Source organism: Burkholderia sp. WP9 (genome assembly GCF_900104795.1).
In the GTDB taxonomy this organism is placed as follows: Bacteria; Pseudomonadota; Gammaproteobacteria; order Burkholderiales; family Burkholderiaceae; genus Paraburkholderia.
The window spans coordinates 1,452,216-1,475,993 of the sequence record NZ_FNTG01000001.1; the positions used below are offsets into that span (position 1 = coordinate 1,452,216).

Genomic DNA, 23,778 nt, shown 5'->3' on the forward strand with positions numbered 1-23,778 from the left:
CAAGCCTTGATGCAAGGCCTGTGCCAATTGCACCGAACCGCCTGAAAGACGCCGTGGCTCGGGGCTTCGAGGCAAATGGCACGCGCGTGCGGCGAACCCGGCGCGCGACACGTTTCGATGCAGCGAAGCACACGCATGGTGCGACGCAGCACTGTCTACGTGCGCAATCGGGGCACGCATGCGGTGCGTCACCGTCGGTTTTTTTGGGGGGAAGGCGAGACACGGCAAGGCATTGAACGCACCGTCGCGACGTATGGCGTGATCTTTGCGTAAGAGTGAACAGGTCGACGTGGCAACGCAGCCACCATGACCTGCAGTACGAACGAATACCGGACGGGCACAACGCTGTGATTCGTCCCACTCGAAGTCGAATACCGATACACCAGGCAGCAAACGGACAACGGCGTCCCCTCGTGACCAACACGAGCGGACGCCGTTTTTTATTTGGCTCCGGCAATTCAACTGCCGTTAGCCGACCCACAAGCGAAGGACACCGCGATGAACACGAACACCGGCAAGGTCACCTTATTGAGCGCAGGCCCGGGCGACCTCGATCTGCTCACGCTGAAAGCCGCAAAAGCGTTGGCGGCGGCCGACGTCGTGTTGCTGGACGACCTCGCGAATCCGGAGATCGTGACGCTGGCGCCGCAGGCGCGGGTGATTCGCGTCGGCAAGCGCGGCGGCTGCCGCTCCACGCCGCAAGCGTTTATCGAACGCCTGATGCGGCGCTACGCGCTCAAGGGCTTGCATGTGGTGCGGGTCAAGGGCGGCGAAGCGCTGCTATTCGGCCGGGCCGGTGAAGAACTCGCGGCACTGCGCGACGCCGACATTTCGGTCGAGATCGTCAACGGCATTTCGTCGGGATTCGCGGCCGCCGCGGGACTGGGCATTTCGCTCACGCATCGCCGCCACTGCCACGGCGTTACTTTTGTCACCGCACATACGGAGGATCACGGCGAGCCCGACTGGGCCGCATTGGCGGCGACCCACACCACGTTGGCAATCTATATGGGGATGCGGCGCATCGAGAGCATCGCGACCGCGTTGCTCGCGAGCCTGCCGGCCGACACCCCGGCAGCCGTCGTTCAGTGGGCGGGGGGCAGCAACGAGCGGCGCCTCTTGAGCCGTCTCGATCGCATCTCCGTCGATGCGACGAGCGCGAGTTTCGGTAGTCCGGCGGTGATTCTGGTGGGCAGCGCGATCGGCGAGAGCGTCGAGTGCGCGCGGGCTGCGGACCAGGCACGGCGCGATGAAACAGTGGCCATGCAGATCGACAAGCTGATCGGGCGAGAGTTCGTTGCACAGGCGGCGTAAAAGCGCTCAGGCGCAGACATTACCGAAATAACTGCGGTCGGAAAGAATGCTCAGTACGGCAATATGGCTGCGCAGGTTGTAGATTCGCGCCGGGCGACCTTCGCTATAAAACGCGGTTCTGTGAAAACTGTCTCTATGCGGCCTGAAAACAGACTCTCCTGAAGATGAATTCTCTCAGGACTTCAAATTGCTCACTAACAAGAATGGACGGAAAGGAATAGACGGACACACAGAACACACACTGGGGAAAATCGGATGGGCCATCAACGAGCCACACGCCTTCTGATCGCAGACGACGACGCAAATCTGCTGGCCGCTTACGTACTCTTTTTCAGCGCACATGGTTTCGAGATCAGGACCGCGCGCAACGGCCTCGACGCGCTGGCGCAATACTGCGCCTGGCATCCGGAGGCCGCGTTGCTGGACGTCGAAATGCCGCGCCTGGACGGGCGCGCGGTCGCGCGGCGAATCCGCTACGTGGGCGACGTGCCCGCGCCCATGCTGGTGGCGGTTACCGGGCTCGAGCGCGACGAGGAAAAGAGCGAGTCGCTGCGTTCGGGCTTCAATCATCACTTCGTCAAACCGGTGCCCATGCCGGTCATTCTTGCCGCGTTGAACGGGCGGATCCGCCATTAAGACCGAGACCGGCGGCTTGCGCCTCGTTGCGCCGGCAACGTTGCGCTGGACATTTTGACCGGCCTCTTCCCGCGTTTGCCGATGTTGCCGACCTGGCCGACGTACTGGCCGCCCACCGCCGTCAGTCGCCGAAACCCAGTTCCGCCTCCACCGACTGCCCCACGCGCAGCCACTGCCCAGCCCCGCGTGCGACAAGCGCGTTGTTGCCGAACGTGATCGCCCCGTTTCGCTGCGGATTCGCGCGATAGACACTCATCGTGTCGGTCGGCTCGTTCGGCCAGTCCGGATCGGGCGCGCCTTTGGCCTGGTCGATGGTGGGCATCGGACAGCGCGAGCACGGCTTCACCAGTTGCAATTGCACGTTCTCACCCGCCTCCCCGTCGATGCTCAGCGTCTCCACGTAATCCTCTTCGTACGCGTCGAGCCCCGTCAGCACGACATTGGGGCGGAACCGGTTGATCGGAATCGCTGGTGCGCCCTTGCCGCTCAGGCGCGTGTTCAGATCGTCGAGCGACGCCTGACCGATCACCAGCAGCGGAAAACCATCGGCGAAATGCGTGGTCGCGCCGCCCACGCTATCCGTATAGTCCGGATCGACAATGCGCTCCCGCTCGGGATCGAAGCGCAGCAGGCGCGCGGGCACGCCGAGAACCGCCGAGAACCATGCCGCGCTTGCCGCGCCGGTGTCGAGTCCATAAGCTGCATCGCGCCAGACCTGCGTTTGCACCGCGCTCGGCGCTTCGAGCCGCGCGCTGTCCAGCGGCGTGCGCAATTCGCTCATGCCCGGCGCGCGAATCACGAGATCTTCGGCGCCGATTTCGACCTGAATCAGCGCCATGCGCGGATACGCGCGCTGCGTGAGCATGGCGCCGGCCGGGTCGGTGACCATCCAGCAGCGGTCGTATTCGAGGCCGGTGGCGAACAGACGCGCCTCATGCAACGCAATGCCCGCGCAGGATTTGATCGGATAGACAAAAAGCTCGCTGATGGTCGCCATGGAGTGGGGGGCACGTGGGGAGCGTGCGAATTGTTGTGTTTAAGTCGCGATTGTAAAGCCCTCTACTCCCATCCTTCCAGCCGTAATGTCGCCCGCACGAGCCGCTGCTCTTCCTGTTCGATCTATCAACTGCTCGGCAACGAACTCGACGGCCCGCGCGGGCGCATCTATCTGATCGAGCAGATGCTGGAGGAAGATCCTGTCACGCAGAAAACCCAATTGCACCTCGACCGGTGCCTGAGCTGCCGCAATTGTGAAACCACCTGCCCGTCCGGCGTCACCTATCACGCGCTGCTCGATATCGGCCGTGCCGAGTTGGAGCGGCGCATCGAGCGGCCCTTGTCGGAACGCTTGCTGCGCGAGGGTTTGCGCCGCGCGATCCCGCATTCGGCGGTATTCGGCGCGCTGCTGAAGACCGGCCGCGCGATGCGGCCGTTTCTTCCGGCCGCGCTTGGACGTAAAATCGCGAGGCAAAGCGTTCGGCCAAATGCTGGGACAAACCCAAGGCCGGCGCCGCCGCATCCGCGCACAATGCTGATGCTGGAGGGCTGCGTGCAACCCGCGCTGTCACCGAACACCAACGCGGCCGCTCGGTCAGCTGCAAGCAAGCTTGCCAGGGCAGACTCAGCAAAGAAACGCGTTTCACTGCCCCTGCACGTTGCAGCATGCGCAGAAGCCGGGCGGCGCGGTCGAGTCGATCCTGCAACAACTCGGCTTCGATCTCACCGCCGTGCCCGACGCCTATCTGTGTTGCGGCTCGACAGGCACATATTCGATTACCCAGCCCGAGCTTGCGCAAAGGTTAGGCAAAAACCGGCTCGACGCGCTGGAAAGCGGCAAGCCGGAGATGATCGTCACGGCCAATATAGGCTGCCAGATGCATCTGGACGGCGCCGGGCGCACTCCGGTGCGCCACTGGATAGAACTTGTAGAAGCATCCTTACCATAAACGAACCAGGAAATTCATTATGCTGAGCAAACCTGTGCTGACCCTTGCCGAAACGACCCGCATTCTCGAAGCCGCCCGCGCGGAAGCCGAGCAGAACAAGTGGGCCGTCGCCATCGTGGTGGTCGACGACGGCGGCCATCCGCTCGGAATGCTGCGCCTCGACGGCAGCGCGCCGGCCAGCTCGTATATCGCGACCGAAAAGGCCCGCACTTCGGCGATCGGACGGCGTGAAACCAAGGTATATGAAGACATGATCAACAACGGCCGCACCGCATTCCTGAGCGCGCCGCTGCAAGGCACGCTGGAAGGCGGCGTGCCGGTGATCGTCGACGGCCAGGTGGTCGGCGCGGTCGGCGTGTCCGGCGTCAAGTCGGATCAGGACGCGCAGATCGCCAAGGCCGGGATTCAGGCTATCGCCGCTTAAATTCGCGTGCCGCTCGAAGCGGCGGCGATCATCAAAAGAAGCTAAACCGTTGCACAACGCGGGCCGATGCCCCCTCATCGGCCCCATTCAGATAGATGGAGCAGTCGATGACTCAGATGAACCCGCGCGGCGGACTGCAAGTCGCCGCCAACCTCGACCAGTTCGTCGAAACCGAAGCCCTGCCCGGCACCGGAATCGACAGCGCTGAATTCTGGTCGGGCTTCGACGCCCTCGTGCATGAGCTGGCGCCCAAGAACCGTGCGTTGCTCGCCGAGCGCGACCGCCTGCAAATCGAGCTGGACAACTGGCATCGCGCCAATCCGGGTCCGGTGCGCGATCTGCGTGCGTACCGCGCGTTTCTGGAGGGCATTGGCTATATCGTGCCCGTGCCTGCCAGCGTCAAAGCCACGACCGACCACGTGGACACCGAAATCGCCGAACAGGCCGGCCCGCAACTGGTGGTGCCGCTGTCGAACCAGCGCTATGCGCTGAACGCGGCGAACGCGCGCTGGGGCAGCCTGTACGACGCGCTGTACGGCACCGACGCGATCCCCGAGAGCAACGGCGCCGACAAGCAGAAGGCCTTCAACCCGGTGCGCGGCGCCGCGGTGATCGCCTATGCGCGCAAGTTTCTCGATCAGGCCGCACCGCTCGCGAACGGCTCGCATGCCGACGCGACCCACTATGGCGTGGAAGGCGGCAAGCTGATCGTCACGCTGAAGAACGGCAAGAGTGAGCTGAAGACGCCGGCGCAATTCATCGGCTATCAAGGTGAAGAAAGCGCGCCGTCCGCGGTGCTGCTCAAGCACAACGGCCTGCACTTCGAAATCCAGATCGATGCGAACGACTCGATCGGCAAGACCGATTCGGCGCATGTGAAAGACGTGGTGGTCGAAGCGGCGGTGAGCACGATCATCGACTGTGAAGACTCGGTCGCGGCCGTGGATGCGGACGACAAGGTCCAGCTCTACCGCAACTGGCTCGGCCTGATGAACGGCGATCTCGCCGAAGAGGTCACGAAAAACGGCAAGACCTTCACGCGCCGGCTGAACGCCGACCGCGTCTACACCGCCGCGAATGGCACGGCGCCGGTCGTGCTGCATGGCCGCTCGCTGCTGTTCATCCGCAACGTCGGTCATTTGATGACCAATCTGGCGGTGCTGACGAAAGACGGCCACGAGATTCCGGAAGGCATTCTCGACGCCGTGATCACCTCACTGTGCGCGTTGCACGACCGCAAGCACAAGCTGAATTCGCGCACCGGCTCGATCTATATCGTCAAGCCGAAGATGCACGGCCCGGCCGAAGTCGCCTTCGCGAGCGAGTTGTTCGCGCGCGTGGAAGACCTGCTGAAGCTGCCGCGCAATACGATCAAGATGGGCATCATGGACGAGGAGCGCCGCACCAGCGTGAACCTGCTCGCCTGTATCGCCGAAGCGTCGGAGCGTGTCGCGTTCATCAACACGGGTTTCCTCGACCGTACCGGCGACGAGATGCACACGGCCATGGAAGCCGGTCCGATGCTGCGCAAGGGCGACATGAAGTCGAGCGCCTGGATTGCCGCTTACGAGCGCAGCAACGTGCTAGTCGGTTTGAGCGCGGGCCTGCGCGGCCGCTCGCAGATCGGCAAGGGCATGTGGGCGATGCCTGATCTGATGCACGCCATGCTCGAACAGAAAATTGCGCATCCGAAGGCCGGCGCGAACACCGCATGGGTGCCCTCGCCGACCGCCGCGACACTGCACGCGTTGCATTACCACCAGATCGACGTGCAGGCGGTGCAGCAGGAACTGGAACGCACGGATTACGCGAAGGTGCGCGACGAACTGCTCGACGGCTTGCTGACGATTCCAGTCGTGGCCGAGGCAAAGTGGAGCGACGAGGAAATCCGCAGCGAGATCGACAACAACGCACAGGGCATTCTCGGCTACGTGGTGCGCTGGATCGATCAGGGCGTGGGCTGCTCGAAGGTGCCGGACATTCACAACGTCGGCCTGATGGAAGACCGTGCCACGCTGCGTATTTCCAGCCAGCATATCGCCAACTGGCTGTATCACGGCGTGGTGAAACGCGAGCTGGTTGAGGAGACGTTCAAGCGCATGGCGAAAGTGGTCGACGAGCAGAACGCGGGCGACCCGCACTACAAGCCGATGGCGCCGGGCTTCGACACGATCGCTTTCAAGGCCGCGCAAGCGCTGGTGTTCGAAGGACGCCAGCAGCCGAGCGGCTACACGGAACCGTTGCTGCACAAGTTCCGGCTGGAAGTGAAGAAAGAAGCCTGAGGACTGGCTTGCCGGGCCGCGCGTGAAGCGTGGGCCGGCTGAAAGAAAGACGGGCGCCGCGTGGTTAGCGGCGCCCGTTTTAATGTGCGCGATACTGCTGCGCGTTGCTTCTGCGTGATGAGTTTCGCGGGAGTTTCGCGAGCACATGGCGCTCTCGAACGAGCGCGGCGCGCATCAGCCGCCTGCGCTAGCCACGGCGGCCTTCAAAGTGGATCAAGCCGCTTCCGCCGTATATTGCGCCGGCACGCCGTCCTGCATATTGGTCTGCATATACGCCTGCAAATAAGCCTCGAATTCCGCCTTCACTTCCGGATGACGCAGCGCGAATTCCACCGTCGCTTTCAGATACCCAAGCTTGCTGCCGCAATCAAAACGCGTGCCGAAATAGCGATAAGCCAGCACCTGCTCTTCGGTCAGCAGCGATTGCACTGCATCGGTCAATTGCAGCTCACCGCCCGCACCCGGCTTCAACGCGCGAATATGTTTGAAGATGGTGGGCATCAGCACATAACGGCCCACCACGCCGAGATTCGACGGCGCCTTGTCCGGCGCCGGCTTCTCGACGATGCCCGACAGCTTGATCACGTTGTCTTCCCACTCGCGGCCATCCACCACGCCGTACGAGCGGCTGTCTTCACGCGCGATGGTTTCGACGCCGATCACCGAGCTGTGGTAGTGATTGAAGGTATCGACCAGCTGGCTCATCACCGGCTTCGAGCTGTGCAGCAGGTCGTCGGCCAGAATCACCGCGAACGGGCTGTCGCCCACCAGTTTTTCGGCGCACAGCACCGCGTGGCCAAGACCGAGCGCTTCGGCCTGACGCACATAGAAACAGTCGACATTAGCCGGCTTGATGCTGCGCACCAGGTCGAGCAGTTTCTGCTTGTTACGCGCCTCGAGTTCTGCCTCGATCTCGTAGGACTTGTCGAAATGATCTTCGATAGCGCGCTTGCTGCGGCCCGTCACGAAGATCATCTCGGTGATGCCGGCGGCAATCGCTTCTTCGACCGCGTATTGAATCAGCGGCTTGTCGACGATCGGCAGCATTTCCTTAGGACTTGCCTTGGTAGCCGGCAGGAATCGTGTCCCGAGGCCCGCTACGGGAAACACGGCTTTGGTGACTTTCAGCATGGTAGGCATTCCCACATCGGTTAGAAATTAGTGTGTTCGCGGGCCAGGCGGCCAATCGATTTCGCCGGAAAGGCTAGCAAAAAATGACGTCAGTGCCCACGTGAAATTTCCTCAATCAGAATAAATAAAACCATTCAATTTCGATATGCAACATGGCGATAAGCAACAATTACATATCGAAAATGGATTTATTTTTCGCAGATTCAGAAATTTCTACATATCCTGACAACTGGCCTACGGATGCACGAGGCGCGCCGGCATACGGGCCGATCGCGCCCGCCAGACGTCTCGCGAGCCGCGTTATTCGTTGTCGTCGAGCTGGGGCAGCTTGCCCGGATTCATGCGAAAACGGCGGATCGGTTCGTTGCGCAGCGCCTCCCGATAGGCGGAGGCGGCGACAAGGATCAGCAGCACGGCAATGCCGGCGAGTAAATGCAGGTTCATGACTTCACCTCGGGTCAAGAGAATCCGTCACTCAAATTAGCACGACAAAAGCGGTAAATAATTCGCCGCTACATCCGGATATATGCAATTACAATTCGTCACAAAATTGCCGTCTAATTCAATTCAGCGCGCAATTTTTTTATCGATTTTTTGCCTGCGCCGTGCACTAGCATGTCATGCACCGTGGACGCGTACGGCGTCCGCGCGAACCCGCTTTTTCCTCCGTCAGAATAAGGACCGCGCATGAGCGACTCTGCACTGGATGCCGCCGGCTCATCCCTGCCCCTCTCCCCGCCCCGCACGACCGCCGCGTCGCGCGCCCACAGCGAAGCACGCGCGAACAGCGCGGGCAAGGAGCATGTCATCGACGCCATGCGGGGCTTCGCCGCCTTGCTGGTGGCCTATTTTCATTGCCGCCAGGTCGAATGGGTGGGCATGCAGGCGTTTCACCAGAGCGTGGGCCACGCCTTCAGCCTGAATGCGATCGCCGCGTATCTGACCTTCCCGATCGCGTGGGGCTCGGCGGGGGTGCCGATTTTCTTCGTGATCAGCGGCTATTGCATTCACCGCGGCGGCGCGCTGCGGCTCGCCGGCAATCCCGACTACCGGCTCGATACGGGCAATTTCTGGGTGCGCCGCTTTGCGCGCATTTATCCCGTGCTGCTCGCGGCGCTCGTGCTGACCTTCGCGCTCGACTGGTTCAGCCTGCAATTGCCGCCCGTCAATCACAAGATCCGCGAGATCGGCCTGCAGGCCTTCCTCGTCAACCTGTTCTCGCTGCAGGGCGTGGCCGGTCACACATTCGGCTCGAACGGCGCGCTCTGGACGCTATCGCTCGAAGTGCAGTTCTACGCGATCTATCCGCTGCTGTTCGCGCTGCGCCGGCGCATCGGCATGACCTCCGTGCTGGCGATCGTCGCGGTGATCAACGTGGTGTCCGCCTACATGCTGGAGCGTCACGACATTCAGTTCTTCACGTCCTATTGGTTTTCATGGACGCTCGGCGCGTGGATCGCCGACACCCGCGCGTGCAGCGCGCCGCACGCCCGCTCGCCGGTGTGGCTCTACGCGCTCGCCGCCGGTTTCGTCGCGCTCGGTTGCGCGGCGTTCCATTTCGGTCAGTACGGTGCATTCCAGTTGTGGGCGATCGGCTTCGCGTTCTACCTGTACAAGGCGCTCGACCGCGGCAACGCGGACCGCAGCCCCGGAGCCGGCGTGCGCCTGCTATCGCGGTTCGGCGATTTCAGCTTCTCGCTGTATCTGATCCATCTGCCGATCTTCGTACTGCTGTCGTCGCTGCTGTTCCGCTCGTCGCTGCAAATGTCGATCTGGCCGTCGTTCGCCTACATGCTGGTGGCTGTGCCCGCCGCATACATGTTCTACCGGCTGGTCGAGCTGCCGGCCATGAAGTGGTCGGCCAGTTTCAAGCCGAAAGCGGCGCGAAAACAGGGCTGAACGAGAGCAACCAGCCCGCGCGATAAAAAAACGGAGCGAACGTCCTTGGACTTTCGCTCCGCTGCGCAAACGGCAGGGACTGGCCGAGCCCCTGCCTACCCCGCGTTGAACTTGCTTAAGCCGTTCTGGAGGCCGCCACGCGCTTCAGGATCTGCTCGACGCCTTCCACATAGGTTGCGGTGCCGAACCGGCCCAGCGCCGTCTGATATCCGTTCCGAACCAGCCTGTTACGCAGTTCGTCGTTCGAGCGCAATTCGGCGAGCGTGTCGGCGAGGCCGTGCGCATCCCCCGGCGTGCACAGCACGCCGTTCTCGTAGTCGTCGATGATCTCCAGCACGCCGCCCGCGCGCGCGGCCACCACCGGCCGCTGCGCCAGCATCCCTTCGACGATCACGCGGCCGAACGGCTCCGGCGTGATCGACGTGTGGACCACCGCGTCGACCGCGCACATGCAAGCCGCGATGTCGTGCTGGAAGCCGAGAAAATGCACGCGCTCGCCGAGGTTGTGCGCGGCGACGAATGCGTGCAATTCAATCTCGTACTGATCCTCGCCGAACAACGGCGCCCCCACCAGCACCGCATGCATCTGCGGATTGAGGACCATCGCTTCGAGCAGCACGTGCTGTCCTTTCCAGCGCGCGAGACGGCTGAACGAGCCGACCAGAAACGCGTCCTGCGGCAGGCCGAGGCGCTGGCGCAGCGCCGCTTGCGGCACCGTGCGCAACGCGTCGAACGGCGCGGCGGAAATGCCGTTGAACACCACGTCGATGCGTTTTTCGTCGAACTGCGTGAGCTCGGCGAACGCGCGCGCCGAGGCGGCCGAATTGGCGATCACATGGGTGAGGCCAAGACGCGCGCACCATTTGATGATCGCCAGTTGCTTGCCGCCGAAATGCTCGGGGCTCACGATATCGCGCAGATGCCAGACTACCGGGCGCCGCGCCAGTTTGCCGGCGAGCGCGCCGATCACCATGGCGCGCTGGGTGTTCGCGTAGATCACGTCGGACTTGCGCGCGCGTTTGGCCGTGGCGCGCACGAGCGACATCAGGCCCTTGAGCGCTTGCCCCTTCGGCAATGAACCGCCCTGCTTGCGCACATGGCGCAGCGCGCCCGCATCGAGCACCTCGACCGCTACGCCGGCTTTGGCCAGCGCGGTGCGGAACGGGCCGTCGTCGAACAGCACGACTTCGATGCGCGAGCGCAATGCCTTGACGATCTCCAGCAACGACAACTCGGCGCCGCCGAGCACGCCGCTTTGATCGACGGCCAGAATGCGCGGCCCGTTGGCTGCGGTATCAGCCTTATACGGCACGTAGGACGGGAGTGTCGCCGTGCGCAGCGCCGGCACCGACGCGCGCACATGCGCGAAGAAACGCTCGCGGAAATGCGCGGCCGAAAACTGCTCGGCGTTCGCGCGGCAATCCAGTGGCGAAAAACGCTTCACGTGGTCGTCGAAACGTTCGACCGCGGCGATGATCGACTCGGCATTCTGTTCGTCGAAAAACATGCCGGTGGGCCGTGACTCGGACAGATCGCGCACGGTTTCGAGCGCACCGCCCTTGCCGTAAGCGATCACCGGCGTGCCGCAAGCTTGCGCCTCGACCACCGAAATGCCGAAGTCTTCTTCCGCGGCGAACACGAAAGCCTTCGCGCGGCTCATCCGGTCCTTGAGGACCTTGAACGGCTGGTAGCCCATGATCTCGACGTTGGGCCCCGCTTTCGCGCGGATCTTCTGCATGTCGGGACCGTCGCCGATCACGACGAGCTTGCGCTGCGGCATGCGCGCGAACGCTTCGACGATCAGATCGATCTTCTTGTACGGCACCATCCGCGAAGCGGTCAGATAAAAGTCGTCCTTGTCCGCGCACAGCGTGAATGCTTCGACATCGACCGGCGGAAAAATCACTCGCGCGTCACGCTGATAGACCTTCTTGATACGCCGCGCGATGAAGTCGGAATTGGCCACGAAGCCATCCACCGAATTCGAAGTGCGGATATCCCAGTTGCGGATGTAATGCAGAATCAGCCGCGCCATGGCCGACTTCAGGCCGGCGGTGAGCCTCGACTGCTTGAGGTACTGATGCTGCAAATCCCACGCGTAGCGGATCGGCGAATGCACGTAGCTGATATGCACCTGATCGGGTCCGGTCAGAATGCCCTTGGCGACCGCGTGGCTGCTCGAAATCACCACGTCGTAGGCGGACACGTCGAGTTGCTCGATCGCGAGCGGCATCAGCGGCAGATACGAGCGGTACTTGGTGCGCGCGAGCGGCAGCTTCTGGATGAACGACGTGGTGACGGTTTTGCCGCGCAGAAAGCTGCGGTCGTCGAGAAAATCGACGAGGCTGAACAGGTCCGCGTCCGGAAAGCACGCAACGATCTGTTCGAGCACCTTCTCGGCCCCCGCATACGTGACGAGCCAGTCATGCACGATCGCAACGCGCACCGTTTTATCGCCACGGAATGCGGCGCGGCGCGGCGGCGCCTGAACACCGGGAACGGTGGTGAGTTCGGCCAGTGCGCTGCGCGTCGCGGGTTGCAGCACGGCTTCTTCAAGGACTTCGTGGTTCATGCGCTTTTCCTCGGATTCAGTCGCAACAGCAGTGAACGCGCAAGATCGCGCAAGGCAGGGGTCATCGTGATCGACCAGGCGACATTCGCGCCGACCATCAATACGCCGGCGACAATCGCCGCCGCGAGACCCGGCAGGAAGCTGGCAAGCCACAGGCTCGCCAGCAGGAAAGCAAGGTGGGCGAGCATGTCGAGCGCGATCTGCCGCGCGTGAATCGCCGACAGGCGCAGCAGCACCGCGTAGTCGAACAGCGCCCGGCCGGCCACGGCCACTGCCGCGCCCGTCAGACCGAAATGGGTGATGCCGAACCACAACGCGCCTGCAAACAGGGGCAATTCGAACAGACCGACGCGCGCGGCGGTGGCCGGATTGACCTGTGACTGGATCAGAATCCGCGTCACATTGGCCTGCCCGACGAGCCACACGGCAACGATCATGATGCGGCCCACGGGCGCCGCCACGGTGGCGATTTCATTGCCCACCCACAGATGCAGGAAAGGTTCGAGCACCAGCATCGCGACCAGCGCGACGGGCGTGAACACACCGTTGAGAAACTCCAGCGACTGCCGGGTGATGGTGTCGGCGTCGGCGCGGCCGACTGCGGAGAGCCGCGGAAACAGCGTGCGCACCAGCGCCGTCGGCACGATGTTCAGACGCGTGACGAGGTTTTGCGGCACCGTGTAATACGTAACGAAACGCGCGCCGAGGCTCGTGCCGAGCATCACCCGGTCGAGCGAGTCGGCGATCATGGTGGTGACGCTCGCAATCAGCATCCAGCCGCCGAAATTGAACAGCCCTTTCGCCACGCCGAATTGCGGCGGCAGAACGCGGCGAATCTCCAGCACTTTCAGCGCGGAACGGCCCAGCAGAAGCGCGGCCAGGATCCGCGCGAACACCGCGGCGGCGAGCACGTTCTGCAAGGTCGCGCCCATCCACAGTGCGGCGCCGAGCGGCAGCAACTGGAACAGGAACGTGCCGATGGTCTGATTGGTGTTGTAGACGCCGAAGCGTTCCGCGCCGTTGATCGCACCCGCGAACACCCACGACACGTTGGCAATCGGAATCGCCACCGCGAGCCACGGCAGCGCCATATACACCTCGTGCTGCAACTCGGGCGATACCTTGGTGAAATACGCGGTGTAGAGAAACGCGCCGAAGTAGATGATCAATCCACCTATCACGCCGGTCGCGAGATTGAGCCATGTCGCGCTCCAGAACACGCGTGCGCTCTCTTCCTTGTCGCCGGATGCGCGTGCCTTCGAGATGTGATTCTGCGCGGCCATGCTCATGCCGAGATCGAGAATCCCGAAGTAGCCGATCAGCGTCCACACGAGACTGATCACGCCGTAGCGCTCGACGCCGAGCAGCTTGATATACGACGGCACGGTCACGAGCGAGACGAAAGTCGGCAGCACCAATCCGAAGAAATTGATCGCTACGTTCTTGAGAATGCCTTTGTCCATCGGATGCCTTGGGGTTGACTACGTTTGCCTGCGTGCTGCCTGGGTCTTTCCTGGGTGTTGCCTCGCTATGCGAATGAAGCGTTCACGCCTCGCTCATCAAGGTTTCCAGCGGTACATCATCACTTTGCCGCGCGCGTCTTCCTCGACGAACACGAGGTATTCGCCATTGGCGCGCCTGGAAGCGCTGATGCCGTTCGGCACATCGACCCAGCCCGACGCGCGGCCCACTTCCGGGCCCGGCCGGATCACGCCGAGCTCCTTGCCGCTGTCCTTGTCCCACACGTGCACCGCGCCGACCGGCTCGACGCCGAAGATGTATTGCCCCTCGACCGTCAGGCCGATGATGGTGGCGATGGGTTTGCTCTGCGTCTGCCACGGCAGCGTGATTGCATAGCGCTGCACCGGATTGCCGCTCGACCATTTGTCGTAGCGCACCAGCACGCGGCCCACTTCTTTCCAGAAGCCGCGATCGATCGGCGTGTCGGCCGTGTAGCCCGTCACATACATGGCGTCGGTGTCCGGGTCGTAGATCGCGCGATGCAGTTCCGTGAACGGTTGCGGCACCGGGTACTGCGTCATGTTCGAGTACGCGTAGACCGGATTACCCTTTGCATCCAGCCCGCCGAAACGGAAGCGATAAATGCCCTTGGTATCGCGCGTGCGCCAGATGTCGCCGGCGGTATCGACCCACCAGCCCCAGCCGCCCGCGAGCTTCATACCGGACGTATTGAGCGTGAATTCGTCGGTGTTGAACTTGCCGTCGCCATTCGCATCGCGCCAGATCCAGTCGCCGCCGGGCGGCGCATTCGGCACCTTGGCCACGGCGCGCTCACGTCCCGCGATGAAGCCCGAGGGAATCGCCGTTTCGCCGTCATGCTGCGGATCGAAGCGATAGATCTTCAGATGGTCGGCATACATGTCCGTGAGATACAGAAACGTGCGGCCCTTCAATTTGCGGGCGATCGGCAGGCCCGGGTACTGATCGGTGTGAAACACCGGGTCGTCCGGATACTTGAAGCGGTTCGACAGAAAACCCGCGTATTTCCAGTCCTGTCCGGCCGGCTTCGACAGATCGAGTTCGAAGCGTTTGTTGCCGGTATAGACGCTGTCCGGACGCGACGGATCGATCCATGCGCCGTCGACGAACAGCAGCCCCTGCACCTGCCAGTTCTGCTTTCCGTCCGGCGCATAGCTTTCGAGCGTGGCGCCGAGTCCCGCGCCGATCGGGGCATAGCGCGGACCAATGCCGTTGGTCGACACATACACGTTGCCGCGCGCATCCACGCCCACGCCGGTCAGTCCGTTGAAACGCTGCGAGCCCGGCTTGCCGGCAACGCCGCTAAAAATGCCGCCGTGCTCGCCGAGCGAGCCCGACTCCGCATAGCGGCCGTTATTCCTGCTGAAATACAGCACCTGTTGACGCGGACCGTTGTCCGCGATCAGGATGCGGCCTTGCGCATCGACCGCGATATCCACCGCAATCGTGCCGGCAGGCAGCGTGAAATTTTCGTCGATGCGTTTGCCCGCCGCCGTGTAGTGCTCGACGTGCGGCGCAGCGTCGTTACGCGTGCCGCTCAAGAGCCACAGCGTGCCGTCCGGCGCCAGCGCGAGTCGACCCGGCTCGTGCACGCTCCAGGTGGTTTTCTGCTGCATCGATTCCGCGTCGTACACCTCGATACGATCGCGCGCCGTGTTGGCCGCGTACAGCGTGGTTTCGTTCGCCGCGAGGCCGCCGATTTCGGCGCTCGTGTCGGTCGGCACTTCGTTCATCATCAGGAAACCGGCCGCCAGTTGCGCATGCGGGTCGGCGCTTTTCGCTGCGGGCTGGAACGGGGCGGCGCGTTTCGGATCGGCGATCTGCCGGCGCGAAATGCCGAACCATTGCTTGCCCTTCTCCGGCCACACGCCCTGCTCGACCAGCCGGCCCTTCTCGTTGCCGACCGCGATCGCGACGAACGCATATTTGCGATTCACCGCAACCGCACTGCCGCCGCTGTTGCCCCAGCCATGCGTGCCCCCTGCGAAGCCGAGCATCTTGCCGTTCTGATAGACGCTCGCCTCAGCGCCGCTTTCGTCCCAGGGCGCGTTCGTATAGACCTTGCCGTCCGGCGTCACCGCGATGGCGGTGATGTTGATCTGCGCCCAGGTGCCATCGCCGAAACCAAATGTGTTGCCAATCCATGACGTCTTCGCGTTCAACGCGGTTTCCGCATGAACCGCGAAACTGACCGATTGCGCAGTCAGTCCGGCGGCGCATGCGAACACGGCGAGCCAGCTTTTGAACGTGAAACGGGGCAAGGTATTTCCTCCAATCAACGCTGCGCCGCGCGCGCCGCAACTTGGCTCGCGCGCAGATCGCGGGTGCACAACCCAGTGAAATGACGGTACGAATCGCGGTCGATCTCGTGATGCAAGTCGCCAGAAGCCATGCAAGGACATGAGACAGATTCGTGCGCGGACAGGACTCAGGCAGGGCATCGACAAGACCAGTTGCCGCGTGCCTGATGCGCCGGCAAAGAGGCAAAGCGCGAAGCCCACGCGCCGTCCTTGGCCGCCCAATCCGCACGGCTCACATTACGCGGAAAAAACACCGCGACGAAAATCGAAAATAATTCAAAAATATTCGGCGCTTTAAGCGTTGTGAAAGAATTCAATTTAAAAATCGATTAAAAACAGATCGACTGCGGCGCGTATCGCCGTACGCGCCTTTGCGCCATCCTTACCGATCTTCCGCGCGGCGATCCGCATTTATTACACGGCTGCTCATCCATTCGATACAAGCATAAAAATCCATTGCGAATGGACAACGAAACACCCTGTTGCAATCTGATTCATTTATCCAATTCATTCCCGTTTTTTCACGATTTTCTTTTCCCTAGAATCAATTGCACTTCCGTTGCGACGCGAAGCGAGCGCGCCTGTTCTCCGCAACCCTCGCGCGATCCTTCGCCCGGCCCATCTGCTTCACACCATGGACGGTTCATGACTGCCAGCGCACTGCCCTTAGCGCCTTCCCACTCCCGCCGCATCGTGCAGCTCGACGGCTTGCGCGCCATCGCCGTGCTCGCCGTGTTCGCGCAGCACGCATTGAAGGCGCCGCTGTGGATGGGTGTCGATCTGTTCTTTGTTCTGAGCGGGTTTCTGATTACCGGCATCCTGCTCGAACGCAAGGCGCGTGGGCAGTCGTATTTCGGCTATTTCTACGCGCGCCGGGCGCGCCGCATCCTGCCTCCCTACGTGCTGCTGATGGTGGTGTCGTCGATTCTGTTCGGCTTCGGCTGGGCGCAGCACTGGCAGTGGTACGCATTCTTCGCGACCAATATCGGCGACGCGCTCAACCAGAGCGGTCACGACAGCCTGAATGTGCTGTGGTCGCTCGCTGTCGAAGAGCAGTTCTATATTTTCTGGCCATTCGTGATCCTGCTCGTGCCCGAGCGCGTGCTCGGCTACGTGGCGGCCGCGTTGATCCTGCTCGTGCCCGTGCTGCGCGCGGTGGCCACGCCCTGGTTCGATTCGTTCTGGCCGATCTACTACCTCACGCCGTTCCGGATGGATCTGCTCGCGGCCGGCGCGTTGCTGGCGGTCGCCGTACGGCGTGACCGCAATGCGCTCGAGCCGTTCAAGGGGCTCGCAGTGCTGGGAATGATCGCGGCGCTCGCGGTGCTGGCGTGGCTGCACCTGCACTTTCCGCGTTTTCGCGCGGCTAACACGCCGCTCTCGAATGCAGGGCTCTATAGCGTTTCGTTGGTGCTTTGTACTTCCGTCGTGGTCATCGCCCTGCAAAGCAAGGGCATCGTCAAACGGCTGCTGTGCAATCCCGTGCTCGTCTATATCGGCACCATCAGCTACACGATCTATCTGATTCACCTGAGCGTGCTGTACGCGCTGTGGCCGCTGCATCTGAACCGCTATGTGACCGCCGCGCTCGCGCTAGCGATCACGCTCGTCTACGCCACCTTCACCTGGTTCGCATTCGAGAAGCGCCTGATTTTCGGCTCGGCGGGCAACGCGCATGCCCCGCTAAAAACGCAGACGCATCCCCAACCGCAAACGCAGCCCGCAGCGGGCGGCGGCGTCAGCACGGCGCCGCAAGCGCCGCAAAGCCGCGCATGAAGCGCCGCGCATGGCTCGTTGCAAGCGTATGGGCGAGCGCGGCGATGCTCGGGTCGACCGCGCTCGCCGCGACGCCGGGCCCGCGAACGCAAGTGCTGATCGAGGCCTACGGCGATTCGACCACGCTCGGCATTACCTGCAGCGACGGCCATTGCGGCCCGCAAGCGCAAAACGCGGTGACGTATCTACAGGACGAATTGCAGGCGCATCACGGCGGCCAGGTGCGCGTCACGAACTACGGTGTGGGCAACACGATGGCAATGCAACTGCGCGACGGCACGGGCAATCGCCGTGCCGGGCCGACGGCCGGCCTGCCGTGGCAGGAGCGGCTCGCCGCTTCGCCCGCGCAGATCGTACTGATCAACTACGGCATCAACGAAGTCATGCAGAACCAGACGCCCGAGCAGTTCTACACGGCCGAGACGGCGCTGGTAACGACCGCTCGCGCGCTCGGCAAACAGCCGGTTCTGCAGACCGCGAACCCGATGCCGGACAACCGGCTCAACGCGCGGCTCGCCACGATGGTCGCGATGACGCGCCGGGTGGCCACCGAGCAGCAGGTGCCGCTCGTCGATCAGTTCGCCTACATCAGCAGTTTGCCGGACTGGAAGACGTTGATGTCCGACGGCGCGCATCCCAGGCCGGGGTTGTACCGGCTGAAGGCCGAACAGGATTTTCAGGTCGTCGAACCGTTGGTGCGGCGGCTGCTGGACGGCACGCCGTGAAGCGCTTTTTCAAGTGCGTTTCGCCTCTTCGGCATCTTTGCCGCGGGCGAAAACGTGCTTCTGAGATGTGCTTTCCGAGTGCCGATGAAATGCGCCTTAACCGGCGCGACTGCTTTTTCTTTTTCTTTTAACAATTCCGAAGGCAAGCTATGAGCCAACCACGCAAAGCGATCATCACCGGCGTATCCGGACAGGACGGCGCCTATCTGACCAAACTGCTGCTCGACAAGGGCTACCACGTGACCGGCACCTACCGGCGCACGAGCTCCGTCAATTTCTGGCGCATGCGTGAGCTTGGCGTGCTCGATCATCCGAATTTGCGCCTCGTCGAACACGACCTCACCGATCTCGGTTCGACGCTGCGTCTGCTCGAAGGCGCGCAGGCCGACGAGTTATACAACCTCGCCGCGCAGAGCTTCGTGGGCGTTTCGTTCGACCAGCCGGTGACGACCGCTGAAGTGACCGGCATCGGCGCACTGAATCTGCTCGAAGGCATCCGCATGCTCAACCCGAAGACCCGCTACTACCAGGCGTCGACGTCGGAAATGTTCGGCCTCGTGCAGGCCGTCCCGCAACGCGAGGACACGCCCTTCTATCCGCGCAGCCCTTATGGCGTGGCCAAGCTGTTCGCGCACTGGTCGACGATCAACTATCGCGAGTCGTACGGTCTTTTCGCGAGCAGCGGGATTCTGTTCAATCACGAATCGCCGCTGCGTGGCCGCGAATTCGTCACCCGCAAGATCACCGACACCGTCGCCAAGATCAAGCTCGGCAAGCAGGACGTGCTCGAACTTGGCAACATGAGCGCACGACGCGACTGGGGCTTCGCGCTCGAATACGTGGAAGGCATGTGGCGCATGCTGCAAGCCGATGAACCGGACACCTTCGTGCTCGCCACCGGCCGCACCGAAACGGTCCGCGATTTCGTGCGCATGGCGTTCGCTGCCGCGGGCTACCAGCTTGAATGGTCGGGCAAGGAAGAACGCGAAACCGGTATCGATGTCGCCACCGGCAAGACTCTGGTACGCGTCAATCCAAAGTTCTATCGCCCCGCCGAAGTGGACCTGCTGATCGGCTGCGCCGACAAGGCTCACGAAAAACTCGGCTGGAAGCCGGAAACCACGCTGGAACAGCTGTGCCACATGATGGTTCATGCGGATCTCGGACGTAACCAGCATCACGAGACGTTCTGATTCGCGGTGACGAGGCGCCGCCGTGCCGGCGGTCGCGCATCTTCAATGCAAAAAAAGACGCGGCGCCCGATCGCAATGATCGAGGCCCCGCGTCTTTTTCATTTCACCGCGCCGCAGGCTTGATTCAGTGCACCCCACCCGCCGCAATCGCCTCGCTATACACCGAGGCCACCCGTTTCGCGATCACCGCGTTATCGAAGTTCTCGCGCGCATAACGGCGGCATGCCTGGGCATCCGGCAATTTCAGCGTACCGTTGAGCGCGCCCGCCAGTCCGTCCGCGATTGCCTTCGCACCTGTTTCCGGCAGCACCAGATCCGGCGACAAACCCGCCACCGCTTCCGGCAAGCCGCCCACCGGCGTGACCAGCACCGGCGTGCCCGAGGCCAGCGATTCGACCGTGATCAGGCCGAACCCTTCCAGCGCGACCGTCGGCACGACACTGATATTCGCCGCGCGATAGAGCGCCGCCAGATGCTGATCGGGCACGAAACCCAGCAGCTTGACGTTATCTTCCAGACCCGCTTCATTGATGCGCGCCTGCAGTTCGCCCTCCAGCCGCCCCTTGCCAGCGATCAGCAGCAGCACGTCCGGCGCACTGCGCTTGAGCAGCTTGATCGCATCGATCAGATCTTCGAGGCCCATGCGGCGCACCAGACGCCGCACCGCCAGCACGATCGGCCGGTCTTGCGGCATTTGCAGTTTGAGTCGCGCCTCGGCCGGAGATATCGGCAGATTGAACTGCTCGACATCGACGCAACCGGGCACGACGCGCACGCGGTCCGGCGCGATGCGATAGCGCGACGTCAGAATCTTGCCGAACGCTTCGGACAACACGATCAGCCGCGACGAGCGCGCATAGACCGATTGCTCCAGATAGCGCTTGGCGCGCTGGCCAAGCGAATCGGCGCCTTCCACGTGACTCTCGTCGGCCCATGGTCCCTGAAAATGCGAGACCTGCGGAATGCCGCGCGTCACGTCGAGGCCCGGAAACGTGTAGAGCGCGAAGTGCGACGAAATCACGTCCGGGCGTGACGTGCTGAGTTCCTGGCGCAGCGCGCGGCGCGCGGCCATCAGCCGCAACGGCAGCGATTGCGCGGCGGAGCCGAAGCCGTTGATCGCGCCACCGGTGTCGGCGGCTACCTTCGGCGAGCCGGCCACCACGCCGCGCACCGCGACGCCCGCGCCCGGCAGCGCGCCGACCAGCGAGTAGTACATGCGGTCGAGGCCGCCCGCGCGCTCGGGGAACCAATGCATCCCGATCTGCAGCGATTTGATAGAGCTCGTCGTCATGGTTGTGACCCCTGTGCGTTTTGAGAGTTGTGATGGTTAAGCGATGAAACCGCCGGCGGGCCGATACGAACCCGCCACGTCATTCCGCGCTCTTCTGGCCGGCCAGCGTGTTCAGCGTCAGCGCGTCGGTCTTGGCGACCGCCGCCGCTTCCACCTCGCTGCGCCGGCGATCCTTCTGCTGCCCCGCCAACTGGCGATACAGCGCGATGTATTGCGCGGCCATGCGCGCCCAGCCGAAGCCGGTTGCGAGTTCGTTGGCGGCCACGCCCATCGCACGGCGCGCCACGTGGTTCTCGGCGAGGCGTGCGACCGCGTGGGCCAGCGCCTTGGGATCGTCCGGATCGTCGAGCACGATGCCGCATTCCGGCGTGATGATTTCAGCGCCGCCTGCCGTGCGCGCCGTGACCACGGGCAAGCCCGCCGCCATCGCTTCGAGCAGCGACAGGCTCATCGCCTCATAGCGCGACGGGAACACGAAGGCGTCGACCGAATGCATCAGCACCGGCATCTCTTTCACGAGACCGAGAAAATGCACGCGATGCGCGATGCCGAGCGTCTTCGCCTCTTCCGGGTAAGGACTGCCCGGCAGGAAGCCGGCCACCGCGATCTGCACGTGCTCGGGCAAAAACTTGAGCGCGGCGAGTACGGTGCCGAGATTCTTGCGCGGCGTGCGCAGGTCGCCGACGAACAACAGCAGGAACGCGTCCTTCGGCAAACCGAATTTCTCGCGGTCGCCGGAGGCCGCGGCAAAGCCTTGCGTATCGACGCCGTTGTAGATCACATCGACACGGTTGCCGGGCGTGAGGCCGATCGCGCGGATCTCATCGGCGACCTTTTGCGACACTGCGGTGATGACCTTCGAGCGCCGGTAAGCCCAGCGCTCCAGCAGCGCATTGCAGCGCGTATAGACCGACTGATACGCGGACCACACGCCCTTGGTGAGCCCGAATGGGTAGTACTTGCTGCCGAACCAGCCGCTATGCACGAAGTGCGAGGTGTTGACGTCGGCGGGCATCCACGTAATGAAGCCGTTCACGTGCAGCACGTCGTACTCGCGGCGATGCGCGCGCAGCCACATCGCGCTCTTGAATGCGAACACCTGCTGGCGCAGCAGATTGGTCGGCCACCAGCGGCCGATTTTTACCGGCACCCAGCGGACGTTCGGATGCGCGAGCAGATCCGGCGCGACGTGCGAGGCGACCAGCGTGACGCCGATGTTCTCGTCGAGCGCCGCGCGGGCGATCTCGTGGTTGACGCGCCCCTGGCCGTCGTTATGGCGCACAACGTGCGTGACAATGGCGACTCTCAATCAGTGCCTCCGTGGATAGATAGCGTGCGGTATGACGCATTGGCGCGGTTGATTTTTTCGTAATGCACCGCGGAAAGAATCGAGAAAACACCCATGAAAAGCAGCAGGCCGCCGGTGCCGACCAGCGAATTGGTGAACACCAGCATCGCGAAGGTGGCGAGACTCAGGCTCATGCAGGCAGACACGAATTTATCGTTGCGCAGCTTGAACGACGCGAGCACCGCGCGCGTCACCAGCCAGATGATTCCGGACATGTAGAGCAGCGTGCCGGGCCAGCCGAGCACGAACGGAATGTTCATCACGCCGCTGTCGAAGTTGCCGTACTGGCCGAGCTGGCCGCCGTCGTTCGAGAGCTTGGTGGAGGTGCCGGTGGCGCCCATGCCTTCGCCCGATACATCGGTAAAGGCCGTTTTGGCGAAGGTCGCGTAGAACTCGTTACGCGCGGCGTAGCTCTGGTCGTCGTTCAGGTTGACGATGGTGGTCAGGCGCGCCTGCATCCGCTCGGCCACCGGGCCGACCGCCAGCAGCGGCACGCATAGCCCCGCCAGCAACACCGCGCTGGCCACGATACGCACGCGCACCTTGTTGTTCGACTTGACGAGCTGGATCAGCAACGCGATGACCCACCCGCCCCACGTCGAGCGCACGAGGCTCAGCGCGAACGAGAAAAAGCCCAGCGCCGCGGCAACCCAGCGCACCCGGTGCGTGGCCGCCATCACGAAGACCATCGCGCCCATCATCGCGAACGCGAACGGTCCCGACGAATTCATCGTGCTGAACACGCGCACGCCCATCGGCACCGGATCGCCTTGCGAGTTCATCTGCGAGCCGAGCATCCACAGCGCGTCCCACTGCGGCATGATGAAAAACTGCACGAGGCCGTAGCCGCCCATCACCAGCATGCCCCAGATGAACGTATTGACGATGGTGTCGCGGTACTGCGGATACTGGCGCGTGTTCGCCATGATGTGAAAGCCGATCAGGATCGGATAGAGCCAGTTCGCGAGGTCGTAGGTGGCCGCGAGCGGCCCGCTCGACATCACGCCCACGAGGAACGCATAGATCAGCCCGAGCAGGACCAGCAGCACCGGCAGGCCGCGCCGTTGCGCGAGCAGCTTGTAGTAGCGCAGCAGCGACAGCGCGCTGATCATCGTCACCGCGAGCGGTGCGACCTGAATCAGGCTGGTCGGTGTGAACGATCCCTTGGACCAGTCGGCCAGACGCCGCACCTCCGGACTCAGGAACCACAGCCACCACATGAAGCCGATATAGCGCGCCGGGCTCTTGAAGTAGAGCCACAGGCCAGTCAGGATCGCGAGCACCGGAAACGCGAGCGTGAGCACCGTGCCCTGATGCGCGCCGATCAGCAGCGTCGTGACGAACCACAGCAAAGCCTCCGGCAGCCATTCCTTGCGGGCGCGGGACTTGGCCCGTCCCGTGCCGTTCGCGCCTGCGGCGCTTCGCGCAATCGTCGACATCG

The 23,778-nt window shown here is 63.0% G+C and carries 17 protein-coding genes and 1 pseudogene; 9 read left to right on the top strand and 9 right to left on the bottom strand.

Annotation, left to right across the window (positions count from 1 at the left end; all coding sequences use genetic code 11):
* The first annotated feature begins 498 nt into the window (after positions 1-498).
* Both cobA and BLW71_RS06530 read left to right on the top strand, forming a co-directional pair.
* Entirely contained in the window at positions 499-1,314 is an 816-nt protein-coding gene (cobA, locus tag BLW71_RS06525) for a uroporphyrinogen-III C-methyltransferase (protein WP_091794250.1), read from the top strand.
* 255 nt (positions 1,315-1,569) lie between these two features.
* Entirely contained in the window at positions 1,570-1,950 is a 381-nt protein-coding gene (locus tag BLW71_RS06530) for a response regulator (RefSeq protein WP_091794252.1), read from the top strand.
* A gap of 121 nt (positions 1,951-2,071) precedes the next feature.
* On the opposite strand, the gene BLW71_RS06535 is transcribed toward BLW71_RS06530, so the two are convergent.
* Positions 2,072-2,947: an MOSC domain-containing protein gene (locus BLW71_RS06535; RefSeq protein ID WP_091794254.1), complete on the bottom strand. Its 876-nt coding sequence runs from the start codon at positions 2,945-2,947 to the stop codon at positions 2,072-2,074.
* A gap of 108 nt (positions 2,948-3,055) precedes the next feature.
* Here BLW71_RS06535 and BLW71_RS06540 point away from each other — a divergent pair.
* The 3 genes and pseudogenes from BLW71_RS06540 to BLW71_RS06550 form a co-directional block, all read left to right on the top strand.
* Positions 3,056-3,896: pseudogene (locus BLW71_RS06540) on the top strand (heterodisulfide reductase-related iron-sulfur binding cluster); the annotation flags it as partial.
* A gap of 19 nt (positions 3,897-3,915) precedes the next feature.
* Positions 3,916-4,320, top strand: coding sequence for a heme-binding protein (locus BLW71_RS06545; protein ID WP_091794256.1), 405 nt, complete (start codon positions 3,916-3,918; stop codon positions 4,318-4,320).
* Positions 4,321-4,427: 107 nt separating this feature from the next.
* Positions 4,428-6,602 (top strand): malate synthase G, encoded by a 2,175-nt coding sequence (locus tag BLW71_RS06550; RefSeq protein WP_091794258.1) that lies wholly within the window; start codon positions 4,428-4,430, stop codon positions 6,600-6,602.
* A gap of 213 nt (positions 6,603-6,815) precedes the next feature.
* On the opposite strand, the gene galU is transcribed toward BLW71_RS06550, so the two are convergent.
* Positions 6,816-7,733: a UTP--glucose-1-phosphate uridylyltransferase GalU gene (gene galU, locus BLW71_RS06555; RefSeq protein ID WP_091794260.1), complete on the bottom strand. Its 918-nt coding sequence runs from the start codon at positions 7,731-7,733 to the stop codon at positions 6,816-6,818.
* 300 nt (positions 7,734-8,033) lie between these two features.
* Positions 8,034-8,177 carry a hypothetical protein gene (locus BLW71_RS41560; protein ID WP_007181947.1) on the bottom strand — a complete coding sequence of 48 codons (144 nt, stop codon included), beginning with the start codon at positions 8,175-8,177 and terminating at the stop codon, positions 8,034-8,036.
* 243 nt (positions 8,178-8,420) lie between these two features.
* On the opposite strand from BLW71_RS41560, the gene BLW71_RS06560 reads away from it, so the two are divergent.
* A complete protein-coding gene (locus BLW71_RS06560) occupies positions 8,421-9,632 on the top strand; it encodes an acyltransferase family protein (protein ID WP_091794262.1) in 1,212 nt (403 codons plus the stop codon).
* Positions 9,633-9,747: 115 nt separating this feature from the next.
* On the opposite strand, the gene BLW71_RS06565 is transcribed toward BLW71_RS06560, so the two are convergent.
* The 3 genes from BLW71_RS06565 to BLW71_RS06575 form a co-directional block, all read right to left on the bottom strand.
* Positions 9,748-12,204: a glycosyltransferase family 4 protein gene (locus BLW71_RS06565; protein WP_091794264.1), complete on the bottom strand. Its 2,457-nt coding sequence runs from the start codon at positions 12,202-12,204 to the stop codon at positions 9,748-9,750.
* The gene (locus BLW71_RS06570) at positions 12,201-13,667 is read right to left on the bottom strand and encodes a flippase (RefSeq protein ID WP_091794267.1); all 1,467 of its coding nucleotides are present in this window, start codon (positions 13,665-13,667) and stop codon (positions 12,201-12,203) included. Before BLW71_RS06570 ends, BLW71_RS06565 begins: the two co-directional genes overlap by 4 nt.
* A 96-nt stretch (positions 13,668-13,763) precedes the next feature.
* On the bottom strand, positions 13,764-15,965 hold the full coding sequence (locus BLW71_RS06575; RefSeq protein ID WP_091794269.1) for an NHL repeat-containing protein: 2,202 nt from the start codon (positions 15,963-15,965) through the stop codon (positions 13,764-13,766).
* 684 nt (positions 15,966-16,649) lie between these two features.
* Between BLW71_RS06575 and BLW71_RS06585 the strand changes: the two genes are divergently transcribed.
* From BLW71_RS06585 to gmd, 3 genes are all read left to right on the top strand, one after another.
* A complete protein-coding gene (locus BLW71_RS06585) occupies positions 16,650-17,780 on the top strand; it encodes an acyltransferase family protein (protein ID WP_091794274.1) in 1,131 nt (376 codons plus the stop codon).
* Positions 17,777-18,505, top strand: a complete 729-nt coding sequence (locus BLW71_RS06590) for an SGNH/GDSL hydrolase family protein (RefSeq protein WP_091794276.1) — start codon at positions 17,777-17,779, stop codon at positions 18,503-18,505. The genes BLW71_RS06585 and BLW71_RS06590 overlap by 4 nt, the downstream gene beginning before the upstream one ends.
* Positions 18,506-18,654: 149 nt before the next feature.
* On the top strand, positions 18,655-19,698 hold the full coding sequence (gene gmd, locus BLW71_RS06595) for a GDP-mannose 4,6-dehydratase (RefSeq protein WP_091794278.1): 1,044 nt from the start codon (positions 18,655-18,657) through the stop codon (positions 19,696-19,698).
* 124 nt (positions 19,699-19,822) lie between these two features.
* On the opposite strand, the gene BLW71_RS06600 is transcribed toward gmd, so the two are convergent.
* The 3 genes from BLW71_RS06600 to BLW71_RS06610 form a co-directional block, all read right to left on the bottom strand.
* Positions 19,823-20,989 carry a glycosyltransferase family 4 protein gene (locus BLW71_RS06600; RefSeq protein WP_091794280.1) on the bottom strand — a complete coding sequence of 389 codons (1,167 nt, stop codon included), beginning with the start codon at positions 20,987-20,989 and terminating at the stop codon, positions 19,823-19,825.
* 79 nt (positions 20,990-21,068) lie between these two features.
* Positions 21,069-22,298, bottom strand: a complete 1,230-nt coding sequence (locus BLW71_RS06605) for a glycosyltransferase family 4 protein (RefSeq protein ID WP_091794281.1) — start codon at positions 22,296-22,298, stop codon at positions 21,069-21,071.
* Positions 22,295-23,776 (bottom strand): glucose-6-phosphate isomerase, encoded by a 1,482-nt coding sequence (locus BLW71_RS06610; RefSeq protein ID WP_091794283.1) that lies wholly within the window; start codon positions 23,774-23,776, stop codon positions 22,295-22,297. Before BLW71_RS06610 ends, BLW71_RS06605 begins: the two co-directional genes overlap by 4 nt.
* Positions 23,777-23,778 lie beyond the last annotated feature (2 nt).

Bases quoted from the DNA above. Each gene is read 5' to 3' on its own strand.
- BLW71_RS06590 (WP_091794276.1), top strand. From the start codon at position 17,777: ATGAAGCGCCGCGCATGGCTCGTTGCAAGCGTATGGGCGAGCGCGGCG.
- BLW71_RS06560 (WP_091794262.1), top strand. From the start codon at position 8,421: ATGAGCGACTCTGCACTGGATGCCGCCGGCTCATCCCTGCCCCTCTCC.
- galU (WP_091794260.1), bottom strand. From the start codon at position 7,733: ATGCTGAAAGTCACCAAAGCCGTGTTTCCCGTAGCGGGCCTCGGGACA.
- BLW71_RS06570 (WP_091794267.1), bottom strand. From the start codon at position 13,667: ATGGACAAAGGCATTCTCAAGAACGTAGCGATCAATTTCTTCGGATTG.
- BLW71_RS06530 (WP_091794252.1), top strand. From the start codon at position 1,570: ATGGGCCATCAACGAGCCACACGCCTTCTGATCGCAGACGACGACGCA.
- gmd (WP_091794278.1), top strand. From the start codon at position 18,655: ATGAGCCAACCACGCAAAGCGATCATCACCGGCGTATCCGGACAGGAC.
- BLW71_RS06545 (WP_091794256.1), top strand. From the start codon at position 3,916: ATGCTGAGCAAACCTGTGCTGACCCTTGCCGAAACGACCCGCATTCTC.
- BLW71_RS06550 (WP_091794258.1), top strand. From the start codon at position 4,428: ATGACTCAGATGAACCCGCGCGGCGGACTGCAAGTCGCCGCCAACCTC.
- BLW71_RS06610 (WP_091794283.1), bottom strand. From the start codon at position 23,776: ATGTCGACGATTGCGCGAAGCGCCGCAGGCGCGAACGGCACGGGACGG.
- BLW71_RS06565 (WP_091794264.1), bottom strand. From the start codon at position 12,204: ATGAACCACGAAGTCCTTGAAGAAGCCGTGCTGCAACCCGCGACGCGC.
- BLW71_RS41560 (WP_007181947.1), bottom strand. From the start codon at position 8,177: ATGAACCTGCATTTACTCGCCGGCATTGCCGTGCTGCTGATCCTTGTC.
- cobA (WP_091794250.1), top strand. From the start codon at position 499: ATGAACACGAACACCGGCAAGGTCACCTTATTGAGCGCAGGCCCGGGC.
- BLW71_RS06585 (WP_091794274.1), top strand. From the start codon at position 16,650: ATGACTGCCAGCGCACTGCCCTTAGCGCCTTCCCACTCCCGCCGCATC.
- BLW71_RS06600 (WP_091794280.1), bottom strand. From the start codon at position 20,989: ATGACGACGAGCTCTATCAAATCGCTGCAGATCGGGATGCATTGGTTC.
- BLW71_RS06535 (WP_091794254.1), bottom strand. From the start codon at position 2,947: ATGGCGACCATCAGCGAGCTTTTTGTCTATCCGATCAAATCCTGCGCG.